The organism is Microbacterium sp. B19(2022) (genome assembly GCF_012030385.1).
Taxonomy (GTDB): Bacteria; Actinomycetota; Actinomycetes; order Actinomycetales; family Microbacteriaceae; genus Microbacterium; species Microbacterium oxydans_B.
In genome coordinates, this window is the sequence record NZ_JAAUVO010000006.1 from 21772 (window position 1) to 34888 (window position 13117).

Annotated in this window: 12 protein-coding genes; 7 read left to right on the forward strand and 5 right to left on the reverse strand. The window is 67.9% G+C overall.

The window, feature by feature from the left end:
* Positions 1–83: 83 nt before the first annotated feature.
* Together HCX50_RS06705 and HCX50_RS06710 are read right to left on the reverse strand one after the other, a co-directional pair.
* On the reverse strand, positions 84–1163 hold the full coding sequence (locus HCX50_RS06705; protein WP_167633414.1) for a GNAT family N-acetyltransferase: 1080 nt from the start codon (positions 1161–1163) through the stop codon (positions 84–86).
* Between the two features lie 64 nt (positions 1164–1227).
* A complete protein-coding gene (locus HCX50_RS06710; RefSeq protein ID WP_091036053.1) occupies positions 1228–1509 on the reverse strand; it encodes a hypothetical protein in 282 nt (93 codons plus the stop codon).
* A gap of 530 nt (positions 1510–2039) precedes the next feature.
* On the opposite strand from HCX50_RS06710, the gene smc reads away from it, so the two are divergent.
* Genes smc through HCX50_RS06725 form a run of 3 tightly spaced genes read left to right on the forward strand, consistent with a single transcriptional unit; the run spans position 2040 to position 7057 of the window.
* Positions 2040–5585: a chromosome segregation protein SMC gene (gene smc / locus HCX50_RS06715; RefSeq protein ID WP_167633415.1), complete on the forward strand. Its 3546-nt coding sequence runs from the start codon at positions 2040–2042 to the stop codon at positions 5583–5585.
* 54 nt (positions 5586–5639) lie between these two features.
* A complete protein-coding gene (gene ftsY, locus HCX50_RS06720; RefSeq protein ID WP_105709849.1) occupies positions 5640–6512 on the forward strand; it encodes a signal recognition particle-docking protein FtsY in 873 nt (290 codons plus the stop codon).
* A 44-nt stretch (positions 6513–6556) separates the two neighbouring features.
* On the forward strand, positions 6557–7057 hold the full coding sequence (locus tag HCX50_RS06725) for a DUF2004 domain-containing protein (protein ID WP_029263525.1): 501 nt from the start codon (positions 6557–6559) through the stop codon (positions 7055–7057).
* 36 nt (positions 7058–7093) lie between these two features.
* Here the strand turns inward: HCX50_RS06725 and lipA are convergent, their stop codons facing one another.
* The gene (gene lipA, locus HCX50_RS06730; RefSeq protein ID WP_091036062.1) at positions 7094–8083 is read right to left on the reverse strand and encodes a lipoyl synthase; all 990 of its coding nucleotides are present in this window, start codon (positions 8081–8083) and stop codon (positions 7094–7096) included.
* The gene (lipB, locus tag HCX50_RS06735; protein WP_167633417.1) at positions 8080–8733 is read right to left on the reverse strand and encodes a lipoyl(octanoyl) transferase LipB; all 654 of its coding nucleotides are present in this window, start codon (positions 8731–8733) and stop codon (positions 8080–8082) included. Before lipB ends, lipA begins: the two co-directional genes overlap by 4 nt.
* Positions 8734–8828: 95 nt before the next feature.
* Here lipB and HCX50_RS06740 point away from each other — a divergent pair, with 95 nt between their 5' ends.
* The 4 genes from HCX50_RS06740 (at position 8829) to ffh (ending at position 12190) form a co-directional block, all read left to right on the forward strand.
* The gene (locus HCX50_RS06740) at positions 8829–9416 is read left to right on the forward strand and encodes a TetR/AcrR family transcriptional regulator (protein ID WP_091036069.1); all 588 of its coding nucleotides are present in this window, start codon (positions 8829–8831) and stop codon (positions 9414–9416) included.
* 65 nt (positions 9417–9481) lie between these two features.
* Entirely contained in the window at positions 9482–10114 is a 633-nt protein-coding gene (locus HCX50_RS06745) for a hypothetical protein (protein WP_167633419.1), read from the forward strand.
* Positions 10111–10617 carry an RNA polymerase sigma factor gene (locus HCX50_RS06750; protein WP_091036075.1) on the forward strand — a complete coding sequence of 169 codons (507 nt, stop codon included), beginning with the start codon at positions 10111–10113 and terminating at the stop codon, positions 10615–10617. Before HCX50_RS06745 ends, HCX50_RS06750 begins: the two co-directional genes overlap by 4 nt.
* A 13-nt stretch (positions 10618–10630) precedes the next feature.
* Positions 10631–12190: a signal recognition particle protein gene (ffh, locus tag HCX50_RS06755; RefSeq protein ID WP_091036078.1), complete on the forward strand. Its 1560-nt coding sequence runs from the start codon at positions 10631–10633 to the stop codon at positions 12188–12190.
* 7 nt (positions 12191–12197) lie between these two features.
* Here the strand turns inward: ffh and HCX50_RS06760 are convergent, their stop codons facing one another.
* Positions 12198–13112 (reverse strand): EamA family transporter, encoded by a 915-nt coding sequence (locus HCX50_RS06760; protein ID WP_167633420.1) that lies wholly within the window; start codon positions 13110–13112, stop codon positions 12198–12200.
* Positions 13113–13117: the final 5 nt, after the last annotated feature.

The following is a 13117-nucleotide window of genomic DNA, read 5'->3' on the forward strand; positions in this document are numbered from 1 at the left end:
CGGCCGGCCGGTGTCGTCGATCCGGCGGATGACGGAGCGGGCCCGGCCTCATCCCGAAGAATGAGATCGGGCCCGCACGGGCATCAGAGCTTCTTCTGCCACCCCCCGGCGTACGAGACCGCGCGGAAGCCGATCTTCTCGTTGATGCTGAGCATGGGACGGTTCTCCTCCGCGTTGAACGTGGAGACGACGGGCGACTCCGGCATCAACTCCTGCCACCGCAGAAGGTTCGCGCACTTCACGATCGTCCCGAGCCGATGACCGCGGTGGTCCTTCGACACCAGGGTGCCGTACTGATGGGTGACACCCGTGTGATCTGTCCCGATCAGCAGCTCGTTATAGGCGACGATGTCGCCGGTCGGGACGTGCTGCACGACGGAGACCGAGACGACGCGCCCGGAGTCGATGATCCGTGCATCCCGCCGCGCGACGCGATCCGCGTCCCACACCTCGGCGACGAAGTCCATCTCGCCGCTCGGGGCGTCTGTCGACAGGCGTGCAAGGATGCCGGCGTATGCCGCGCGCAGTTCCGGCGGCGTCGGCAGCATCCACTCCACCGTCCGGTACTCCGAACCGGCATGGGCGTATGCCTCCGCCAGCGCCGTGCGCAGGAGCGCCGGGTCGGAGTGCAGATCGAACTCGCTGTTCCGCTCGACCTGCTCGAGCGTGTATCCGGCGGATTCCGCCAGATCGCTCAGGGGTGTGGCCGGCACGCGACCCCACCCCGTCCGCGGCACGAGCATGCGCTCGGCCTGCTCCGGCCGGTGCAGGCTCCACAGCTGCAGCACAGTGCGACCGCGTGACCTTGCCTCCTCCTCGGAGCGCGCGAGCAGCGCATTCTCGATGCCGTGACCCCAGTGCGCCTCCGGCACCAGCATGTCGATCTCGCCGGCATTCGCCTCCTCCTCCTGCGCGAAGGAGATCGTCGCCATGCCGACGATCTCGCCGTCGACACGGGCGACGAAGCCGCGGTCCAGCGAGTCGGTGTCGTCCTGCCAGCCGGGCAGAACCTGCGCCGCTTCCAGCGCGAGGCCCGGAAGCCCGACCTGCTCGTCGCAGATCTGGCGGTTGAGTTCTCCGTACGCCCGGAACTCCGCCGCGGTGCCGTCATCGATCGAGGTCGGGACGATCAACGGCGTGATCGTCGGTTCAGCGATGGTCATGTCAGGTCCTTACTGGTGTGGATTCACGGGAGATGCGGGACTCGGCGTCCCTCGGGCGACAGGATCAGCGGATTCCGCGCTGCAGGGCGAAGGCCGTGAGGACGCCCAGCTCGTGTTCGGCGCGGCGGCGCTGCTCGGAGATCAGCAGCTCCGCCGACTCGATGTGCACGGTGCGACGCTGCCGACGCGGGCGCTGAGACCGTTGGAGCAGCCAGAGGCCGATCCGGAGAGAGAGGCGATCCGTGAGGGCTAGGCGGCGGAGTTCATCGTCGCGGGGGATCTGGAAGACCTCGCGGTCCTCGGTATCGGGCGGGTGGGCAGTGTTGCGGCGCAACGTGGTATTCACGAGAAAGTCCTTCGATAAAGAAGTGAAATGCGGGTGCAGAAGACGTCGCACCTCCGTGGCGAGCGAGGCCGCCAGGGGTGCGGAGGATGGCGGCACTTCGGAGCCACGAAACGCGGATGCCGAAGGGCGGCGAGATCCATGATCCGGATGCGGATCAGAGGGTGGGGCGCGGGTGCACCGACGGGAGAGGGCCCACTAAGGGCCGTGATTCTCGGGGTGCGCTGCTACGAGAGCGCGCTGATGCGGACGCCGGCGGTTACCGAGAACGCAGGGCGCAGCGCAGAGTGCGCGGGCGCGGCAAGGCCAGTGGCCTGTGCGTTGAGCTGAATCATCATCATCGGTAACCTCCTTTCGTGCGTCGATCCGGAGGACACGGTAGCGAACTCCGCCGGGCATCGTCAAGCATTTCCGTCGCGCACGGCGTGTCGCCGAGCGGTACCGGTTCGATGAACGTCCGCGCGGGATGCCGGCCGAGGCCCGGGATTCCGGTAGCGTAGCGGCGTGATTCTCCCCGGACGAGCGGTGCCCGCATGCATCTGAAGAGCCTGACGCTCAAAGGGTTCAAGTCGTTCGCGCAGCCGACGAGCTTCGTCTTCGAACCCGGTGTGACCTGCATCGTCGGCCCCAACGGATCGGGCAAGTCGAACGTCGTCGATGGCCTCGCCTGGGTGATGGGCGAGCAGGGTGCGAAGACGCTCCGCGGCGGCAAGATGGAGGACGTCATCTTCGCGGGGACTTCGACGCGTGGCCCTCTGGGACGCGCCGAAGTGCAGCTGACGATCGACAATGCCGACGGCGCCCTCCCGATCGAGTTCGCCGAGGTGACGATCAGCCGCACGCTGTTCCGCAACGGGTCGAGTGAGTACGCGATCAACGGTGAGGGATGCCGGCTCCTCGACGTGCAGGAGCTGCTCAGCGACTCCGGTCTGGGCCGAGAGATGCACGTCATCGTCGGGCAGGGGCGCCTCGACACGGTGCTCCAGGCGTCTCCGGAGGACCGCCGCGGTTTCATCGAAGAGGCTGCGGGGATCCTGAAGCATCGCCGTCGCAAGGAGAAGACCCTTCGCAAGCTCGATGCGATGGAGGCGAATCTCACGCGTCTCAGCGACCTGGCGGGGGAGATCCGCCGTCAGCTCAAGCCACTCGGTCGCCAGGCCGAGATCGCGCGCGAGGCGCAGACGATCGCTGCCGTGGTGCGTGATGCGAAGGCGCGGATCTTCGCTGATGACGTCGTCGCGCTGCGCACGGCCCTCGCCGACCACACCCGCACGGAACATGAACGCCACACCGAGCGGCTGGTCCTGTCCGACCAGGCCGAGACGGTGCGAGCGAGCATCGCGCGACTCGAACAGGATCAGAACTCGGTCGCCGTCGATCAGGCCCGCAGCGTGGCCTTCGGGCTGGAGCAGGTGCAGGAGCGGATGCGCGGGCTCTACACGCTCGCGAATCAGCGCCTGGCACTGCTCGGTTCGGAAGACGACGATGCCGCCGTTACCGCCGTCACCGTGACGCAGAGCACCATCGACGAGGCGAAGGAGGAGATCGACGTGATCTCCGCCGGTCTCGGCGACGCGCAGGATGCCGCCGCATCGGCGAGTCGTGACGTCGTGCATGCCAGGGCAGAGCTCGACACGCTCGATGTGGACATCGCGGAGCAGAGCGCGCTGGTGTCGGAGTACGACATGCGGCTCTCGACCCTGCGCGGCACCGCGGATGCCGCAGCCTCCGCTCTCGCCGCTGTGCGAGGGGCGGTGCTTCGGCAGGAGAATGCCCTCGAAGCGGCGAACGCGCGCAGGCGCGAGGCTGCCGAGGCGCTCGAGGCGATCGACGATGCCGAGGCACCCGAGGGCACCGCCGTCGAACACGCCGCCGCCTACGACAGCGCGCAGCGGGCCTCGACGGCCGCCGAGGCCGAGCGGGAGACTCTCCGTGAGCGACTGCATGCGGCCGAGCGCGAGGTCGACTCGCTGACTGCGAAGGCCGCGGCGCTGAGCAGTGCCCTGGCTCTGTCGGGCGGCGCCGCCGAGATCGTCAAGGCGGGTGGCAAGGGCGTTCGCGGTCTTGTCGGAGACGCCGTGCAGGTCCGGGCCGGCTATGAAGCGGCGATCGCCGCCGTCCTCGGTCCGCTCGCCGAAGGCGTGCTCATCGACACCGCTGCCGACGCGTTCGCGCAGGCGGCAGAGGCTGCCGAGAACCGCAGGGGAGTCGTCGACTTCGTCGTCGCCGACGCGCTCCGTCCGGACCCGGTCGCCGCTCCGATAGAGGGCGTCACACCCGCGGTCGAGACCGTGACGGCCCCCGACGGGGTGTTGGGCATCCTCTCGCACGTTCTGATCGCCGACGATCTGGGTTCCGCGCGTGTCGCGCGCACCGCGCTCGACGCCGCCGGGGACACCTCGACCACCATCGTGACCGTCGGCGGAGACGTGATCACCGCCCAGACGCTGCGCACCGGCTCCGGAGGCGAACGATCCCGACTCGAGCTCGCGGCGGAGCGGGATGCGGCTGCCGAGCGGCTGGCCGAGATCCAGGTCGTGGTGGACTCGCTCCGCGAGGCGCGTGAGGAAGCGAACGAGGCGGTCGAGACGACCAGGAGGCAGGCCAAGGAGGCGCTCCGCGCACTGCGCGAACACGATGCAGCCCTTGCCACTCACGCCGAGCAGGTGAACCGGGTCACCGTCCGCCACGAATCCGCGGTGGCCGAATGCGAGCGACTCGAGACCGGCCTCGCCCAGGCGCAGGCCGCCGTGTCCGATGCGGAGGCGAAGGCGGAAGCCACCAAAGCCGCGCTGGACGAGGCGATCGCGGCTCCGCGCCCGGTCCTCGACGCCTCTGCGCGAGACGAGCTGCTCGAAACGCTCGAGCTGGCCCGTGAGGGCGAGGTGCGGGCCAGACTGGAGATCGAGACTCTGCGTGAACGCGTGCGTGCGGCTCAGGCGCGGGTCACGAGTCTCGAACGGCAGCGGGAGCAGGAGCGCGACGCCGCGGCCGAGGCGGCACGGCGAGCGGTGATCCGTCGGGCTCAGCGAGAAGCGGCCTCGGGCGTCGCGGAGGAGCTGCCGCGGGTCCTCGACTCCCTCGATCGATCGGTCACCGAGGCACGTGTCGCTCTCTCCGAAGCGGAGGCCGCGCGTTCGGCGCAGAACGAGGAGCTCGTCGGGCTTCGTGCCCAGGAGACGTCGCTGCGGGAACGTCTCGCGGGGCTGACCGAGAGCGTGCACGGCCTTGAACTGCAGATCCACGAAAAGAAGCTGCACCTCAACAGCCTCCTCGAGCGCGTGTCTTCCGAGCTCTCCCTCGACGAAGATATTCTTGTTGCGGAATATGGACCTGATCAGCTGGTTCCCCGTGATCCGGGCGTGGAGCCCGCCGCCGACGAGCTGCTCGATGACACCGCCATCCCGTTCGATCGCCGCATCCAGCAGCGCCGCCTGGCCGACGCCGAGCGGAAGCTCGCTCAGCTCGGCCGCGTCAACCCGCTGGCGCTCGAGGAGTTCGCCGCGCTCGAGCAGCGCCACGCCTTCCTCACCGAGCAGCTGGCCGATCTCACGCAGACGCGGCAGGACCTCCTGACGATCATCGCCGACCTCGACGAGCGCATGCAGACCATCTTCGCGAGCGCCTTCGAGGACACGAAGGAGGCGTTCGGTCAGGTGTTCCCACTGCTGTTCCCCGGTGGCACGGGGAGCATCTCGCTCACAGACCCGGAGAACATGCTGACGACCGGCATCGAGGTGTCGGTGCGTCCGGTCGGCAAGAAGATCGAACGGCTCTCGCTGCTCTCCGGTGGTGAGCGTTCGCTGGCAGCGGTCGCCCTGCTCGTGGCGATCTTCAAGGCGCGGCCGAGCCCGTTCTACATCCTCGATGAGGTCGAGGCTGCACTCGATGACGCGAACCTGGGACGCCTGCTCACCGTGTTCGAGCAGCTGCGCGAGAGCTCGCAGCTGTTGATCATCACGCACCAGAAGCGCACGATGGAGATCGCCGACGCTCTCTACGGTGTCTCGATGCGCCAGGACGGCGTGTCCGCGGTCGTCGGCCAGCGCGTGGGGGACCGGGCCGCAGCTGCCGTCTGACCCGCTCTGCGCGGGACGGCGTGGTCCGGCCCGCGCTACCCGTAGGCTGGAGGAATGGCGGAGAAGTCCTGGTCTCTCGGTCGCGCACTGCGCGGCATGTTCGTCAAGCCCACCATCGATGAGACGACGTGGGAGGACCTCGAGACGGCGCTGATCACGGCTGACTTCGGGCCCGACATCAGCGAGCGCGTCGTCGAGGAGCTGCGGGCCAAGGTCGACAAGTACCGTACGACCGATCCTCGTGACCTCCAGCGCATGCTGCGCGAGACCCTCGAAGAGCACTTCGCGAAGTTCGATACGACGCTCAAGCTCACCGAGCGTCCGGCCGTCGTGCTGGTCGTCGGCGTGAACGGCGTTGGCAAGACGACCACCATCGGCAAGTTCACCAAGTTCCTCCGCGGCTATCAGCGCAGTGTCGTCGTCGGTGCAGCCGACACGTTCCGCGCAGCGGCAGTCGATCAGCTCGCGACCTGGGCGCAGCGCGGCGGAGCGGCGATCGTCCGTCCGCAGCAGGAGGGCCAGGATCCTGCATCCGTCGCCTTCCAGACCGTCGAGTACGCCAAGCGCGAAGGTATCGAGATCGCGATCATCGACACCGCCGGCCGCCTGCACACCAAGGGCGGGCTCATGGATGAGCTCACCAAGGTGCGCCGTGTCATCGAGAAGCAGGCGCCCATCAGCGAGGTGCTGCTGGTCCTCGATGCCACGACGGGCCAGAACGGCGTGATGCAGGCCGAGGCGTTCCTGGAGCACGCGGGCGTCACGGGGCTCGTCCTGACCAAGCTCGACGGTTCCGCGAAGGGCGGGTTCGTGCTTGCGGTGCAAGAGCGCACCGGCATCCCCGTGAAGCTGCTCGGGCAGGGCGAGGGGATCGACGATCTCACCGGATTCACCCCCCATGTATTCGTCCAGTCGTTGGTCGGTTGATGACGGGACTACCGCAGTGAGCACGAGGCTGGTTTCATAGCGTTATGGCGATCGAACACGACTACTTCGGACTCCTGTCCTCGGGCCCCGACGGCTCGATCTTCTGGTCGGAGACCGTCGAGCTCGGTGACCAGAGCGTCACCGTGGATCTGACTGCTCCGGATCAGGACGACGTGTCCGCGGACGCGCTGGACATCGCCGCGGGTCTCATCGCCGGACTCGAGAACGTCGACGACACCGCCCGCCGGGGCATGCTCGCCGAGGTCGATGACCGCACCAGCGAGGTGACCGAGTACATCCTCCAGCAGCAGGAGGCCTACGGCGACGATCTCCCCGAGGTCCTCGTGGACGTGTCAGGGGATGCGGCCGTGGACATCATCCGCTCGCTGCGCCTGATGAGCATGACCATCCTCGCCGACGAGCACGGCGGCTCAGAGCCCTTCGCCGTCCTCGAGTACGCCCTGGACGACAGCTCATCCGACGACGTCCTCCTCGTGAACCTCGGCTCGGACGGCACCGTGCAGTCGGTGATGAGCGCCGACTGAGCCACCGCCCCGGGATGCACCCGGGACGGCGGTCGATCAGACGGCCTGAGCGAACCCGAGGTCGGCGCTCTCGGCGATGTGCGACAGGTGGTCGGGGATCTCGCGTCCCTTGGACACCATCGACTGGGCCCACAGGCGCCCCGCACGGTACGACGACCGCACCAGAGGACCTGCCAGTACACCGAGGAAGCCGATCCGCTCCGCCTCTTCCTTGAACTCGACGAATTCCGCCGGCTTCACCCATCGCGCAACGGGCAGATGACGAGGTGTGGGGCGTAGGTACTGCGTGATCGTGATGATGTCGCATCCGGCATCGTGCAGATCGTTCAGCGCCTGGACGACCTCTTCCGGCTCCTCTCCCATGCCGAGGATCAGGTTCGACTTCGTGATCAGTCCGGCGTCGCGCGCCTGGGTGAGAACGTTCAGTGAGCGCTCGTAGCGGAACGCGGGACGGATGCGCTTGAAGATGCGGGGGACCGTCTCCACGTTGTGGGCGAACACCTCGGGGCGGGCGTCGAAGATCTGGCCCAGGAAAGCAGGGTCGGCGTTGTGTTCGTTCGCGAGGAGCTCGACCCCCGTGTTCGGGTTGAGCTCATGGATCTTCCGCACGGTCTCCGCGTTGAGCCACGCGCCGGTGTCGGGCAGATCGTCGCGAGCCACGCTCGTCACCGTGGCGTAGCGCAGGTTCATCCGTGCCACGCTCTCGGCGACGCGCCGGGGCTCGTCGGTGTCGTACGCATCGGGCTTTCCCGTGTCGATCTGGCAGAAGTCGCATCGACGGGTGCACTGGGAGCCGCCGATGAGGAACGTCGCCTCGCGATCCTCCCAGCACTCGTAGATGTTCGGACAGCCCGCCTCCTGGCACACCGTGTGTAGGTCCTCGCTCTTGACGAGGGAATGGAGGGCGGTGTACTCCGGGCCCATCTTCGCCTTGGTCTTGATCCACTCCGGCTTGCGCTCGATCGGCGTCTCCGCGTTCCGGATCTCGAGACGGAGGAGCTTGCGGCCATCGGGAGCGGCGGTCATGCGTGGACTCCAGTCAGCTCGCGGTGCGTGTACTCGGTGACGAAGGCGTCCGTCACCGCATCGACGAGATCGAGGGGGGAGACGGCGGCGCCGACGACCTCGCTCGCGGTCGTGACGCCGGCGTCTGTGATGCCGCACGGGACGATGTCGCGGAATCCGGCGAGTGTGTTGTCGCAGTTGATCGCGAAGCCGTGCATCGTCACCCCCTGCTGCACCCGCACGCCGATCGCCGCGACCTTGTCCTCGGAGAGCGGGCGCCGCACCCACACTCCGCTTCGACCGTCGACCTGATAGCTCTCGATCCCGAACGGTTTCAGGACTTCGATGAGGAGGCGCTCCAGACGACGTACATGTGCGACGACGTCGATGGGCTCGATCAGCCGCACGATCGGATACCCCACCAGCTGCCCCGGGCCGTGCCAGGTGATCTTGCCCCCGCGGTCCACATCGATCACCGGGGTGCCGTCTTGCGGACGCTCGTGCGGCTCGGTGCGCTTGCCCGCCGTGTAGACGGCCTCGTGTTCGAGGAGGATCAGCGTGTCCGGGCGGAGGCCCGCGACCACGTCGGCGTGGACACGTCTCTGCAGCTCCCACCCTTCGAGGTACGGCACGGGCGTCGGAGCGAACCCCGGAGTGAGGATCTCGAGCATCACGCTCTCCTTCTCAAGTTAATTGGACTGAGGGCAACAATACCCCTTCTGCGGTTGCCCGGTGCCGGCGCTTCGCGTCGCGGTAGCGTGAGGGCATGAGTTCCACCGGCAGAGCAGGACGCCCGAAGGCGTCTTCGCGAGAGACTCTCGCGGAGGCGGCGTGCGAGCTTTTCCTGGAGCGTGGGTACGACGCGACGTCGGTCGCGGACATCACCCAGCGAGCCGGCGTGAGCAGATCGAGCTTCTTCAATTACTTCACGTCGAAGAGTGACGTGCTGTGGTCGGGCATGGACGAGCGCATCGGTGAAGCTATCCGATCGCTCGGCGGGTTGGGGAGCGGGGCATCCGGAGAGACGGTGCGCCGAATCCTGCTGCTCGTCGTGCACGGTTTCGAACCGGATCCGCTCGCCCTCGCGCTCCGCAACGCCGCGGCGATGGGATTGCAGGATGAGCTCGTGAGGGACACGGGCCTCCGTCTGGCGCGGCTTTCCGATGCCGTTGCTGTCGCGGCGCGGAGTGCCGGAATCGACGTCGTCCGTGCCGACATCGTCGGAGCTGCCTACGCCGCTGCCGTGCTTTCGGCGCTGCGTGTCTGGGCTGAGCAGGGGGCGGGGCGAGGAACGCCGGAGGCCGTGTTGCATGAGGCGCTCGGCGTGATCAACGACCTCCCCTGGAAAGAATGATCGCCGCGGACGAAACGTCGTGAACCGGACAGGTCATGAGTGAACCCACCCCTGAGGAGGAACTCATGATTCGAGACCAGTTGGACGAGCTGCTGGATGCGTCGGCACCGCCGCCCGCGACGATCCGGTCCGTCGACACGCGTGCGATGCTCGCCGAAGCGAGAACCGTCGCGAGGCCGCGGCGGAGGGGCCGCCGAGCAGCGGTGCTGAGTGGAGCGCTGGGCCTCCTGCTCGTCGGCGGTGCGGGCATCGCGACCGCGTCGTCAGACTGGCTCTGGGGGTCAGGGCTGGAGGATCCCGACCGAAGCTACACGTACACGTCGCCCACCTGGGGAGAATGCGAGATCCGCTACAGCGGTTGGGATATCCACAACCCGGTCACCCAGCTCCAGGTCAACCGGATCATCGACGACTGGTTCGCGAACACGGATGTCGAAGCGGCCGCGGAACCGTATGTGGCGGAGCAGCTCGCCGCCGTCGAGGCTGACCTGGCTGCGTCGGAGGAGACAGCCACGGATCCGCGGCAGCCTGACTTGAACGCGTGGCGAGCGCACGATCAGGCCCTCTCCATGGCGCTGTACGAGGAGCTGAAGGCCAACGGGATAGACACCGGTCGCGGTGACCTGGCAGGCACTGATTCGCACAGCCAGCTCCACTGCGAAGGGGAGGACTGGGGCGGCGAGGGGGGTGCATCGTGACCCGTCACCCGGAGGATGCGTTGCTCCTCGCGGCCTTTGAGGCGAACGCGTCGGATCTACTCGCGTACCTCTCGCGACGAGTCGGCCCCGACGACGCTGCAGATCTCCTGAGCGAGACCATGGTCGTCGCGTGGCGCCGTGTTCGTCGACTGCCTGAGGATTCCGAGTGTGCACGGATGTGGTTGTTCGGCGTTGCACGCGGAACGCTGCTCAATCATTCGCGCGGGGAGCGGCGGCGCTGGGCGCTGGCGGACCGCATTCGTTCTCACGTCTCGCAGGAGCTTTCGACGGCCCCTGCCGACGCGGGCGCAGAGGTACGCGATGCGATCTCGCGTCTCGACCCGGACCTCGCCGAACTCGTCCGCCTGGTGCACTGGGACGGTTTCTCCCTGACCGACGCGGCAGAACTGCTGGGGGTTCCCGCGTCGACGGTGCGGGGGCGCTACCAGAGGGCGAAGGCCGACCTCCGTGCCGCGCTGAGCGTGGAGGCTCCACTCGCGTAGAATCGACAGCACCATGGCTACCTTTGGCACGCTCTCCGATCGACTCACCGAGACCTTCCGCAATCTGCGCACGAAGGGAAAGCTCACTGCTGCCGATGTCGACGGCACAGTGCGCGAGATCCGTCGCGCACTGCTCGACGCCGACGTCGCACTCGTCGTCGTCAAGGAGTTCACCGCGAAGGTGCGCGAACGCGCCCTCGGTGACGAGGTCAACAAGGCGCTGAACCCCGCGCAGCAGGTCGTCCAGATCGTCAACGAGGAACTGGTGCAGATCCTCGGCGGCGAGCAGCGGCGCCTGCAGTTCGCGAAGACCGCACCGACCGTCATCATGCTCGCGGGCCTGCAGGGTTCCGGTAAGACGACCTTCGCGGGCAAGCTCGCGAAGCAGCTCGAGGGGGAGGGCCACACGCCTCTCCTGGTGGCTGCCGACCTCCAGCGCCCGAACGCCGTCAACCAGCTGCAGGTGGTGGCCGAGCAGGCAGGTGCCGCAGTCTACGCGCCCGAGCCCGGCAACGGTGTCGGCGATCCCGTGAAGGTCTCGCGCGAGGGTGTCGAGTACGCGCGTCGTCAGCAGCACGACGTCGTGATCATCGACACGGCGGGCCGACTCGGCGTCGATGCCGAGCTCATGAAGCAGGCCGCCGACATCCGCAAGGCCGTGGACCCCGATGAGGTCCTGTTCGTCATCGACGCGATGATCGGTCAAGATGCGGTGAACACGGCGAAGGCCTTCCAAGAGGGCGTGGACTTCACCGGCGTCGTCCTCTCCAAGCTCGACGGCGACGCCCGCGGTGGTGCGGCGCTGTCGGTGGCCTCGGTCACCGGCCGCCCCATCATCTTCGCCTCGACAGGCGAGCGCCTCGAAGACCTCGAGCCGTTCCACCCCGACCGCATGGCGAGCCGCATCCTCGACCTCGGCGACATCCTGACGCTCATCGAGCAGGCTCAGCAGGCCTTCGACGAGGACGAGGCCATGAAGATGGCCGAGAAGCTCGCCACCGAGGCATTCACCCTCGAAGACTTCCTCGAGCAGCTTCAGCAGATGAAGAAGATGGGCTCGATGAAGAAGATGCTCGGGATGCTTCCGGGCATGGGGCAGATGAAGCAGCAGCTCGAAGACTTCGACGAGCGTGAGATCGACCGCACCGAGGCCATCATCCGCTCGATGACCCCGGGGGAGCGTCGCAACCCCAAGGTCCTCAACGGTTCGCGGCGTCTGCGCATTGCGCGCGGTTCCGGCATGACCGTCACTGACGTGAACCAGCTGGTGCAGCGTTTCGAGCAGGCGGCGAAGATGATGAAGACCGTGGCCCGCGGTGGCACGCCCAACATTCCCGGAATGGGAGCGGTGCCCGGCATGGGGCGGCCCGGCGCATCCTCGAAGCGTGGCAAGAAGGCGAAGTCCTCGGGTGGCTCGCGTTCGGGCAACCCGGCGAAGCGCGCGGCGGAGAACGCCGGAATCACCGCGACCTCGACGCCGACCGGTTCGGGCTTCGGCCTCGGTGGCGGAGCCGGCCAGGCGCCGAGCGAAGCCGAACTCGCCGAGATCCAGAAGCTGTTCGGCAAGGGCTGAACCGCGCTTAGCGCGGAGCGGCCAGGGCGACGGATGACGTCTGCCGCGATCGCCTGGCGTCTGCGGCCGGCGGCCGGGCGACGATCTGTCCGAGGATGAGCGCGCCGATCGTGAGGGTCAGGCCGATCGCCTGGACAACCGTGAAGCGCTCACCCGCGACCAGCACACCCAGGATCGTCGCGACGATGGGGGAGAGCAGTGCGAGTAGGCCCGGCGCGATCACCGGGAGCTGCTGGATGCCGCGGAACCACAGCGTGTACGCGACGATGCCGCCGGCGGTGCCGAGCCACAGGTAGCCGAGCGCGGCACCCCCGTCGATCTCGGCGGGTACGCCTTCGACCGCGAGTGTGAGCGGGAGGAGCAGCAGGCCTCCCGCCGACAGCTGCCATCCGGCGTACGCGACGGGACCGACTCGGTCAGGCCGTCCCCAGCGTTTGGTGAGGATCATCCCCGCTCCGGTGGCGGTGACGCCTCCGACCGCAGCCAGCACACCCCAGAAGTCGAGTTCCGCGGCCGGCCCCAGGACGACGAGCGCCACGCCGCCGGCTCCGATGACTGCCGCCGCTGCGGTGAGGGGTCTGATCCTCTCCTGCAGGACGAGGGCGCCGAGTATCAGCACGATGAGCGGTTGAGCTCCCGCAACAGCAGCGGCGACTCCGCCGGGAAGCCGCTCGGCCGCCAGGAACAGGAGGGGGAAGAAGGCGCCGATGTTGAGGGCGCCGAGCACGAAGGACTTCCACCACCACGACCCGTGGGGCAGTCGTCGGCTGATGAGCACGGCTAGCAGCCCGGCCGGGAGGGCGCGAAGCAGGCCGGCGAAGAGTGGATGGCCCGGCGGAAGCAGCTCGGTGGTGACGAGGTACGTCGTTCCCCAGGCGATGGGGGCGAGTGCGGTCAGCAGCACGAGCGTCAGGCGGTTCATGGTTC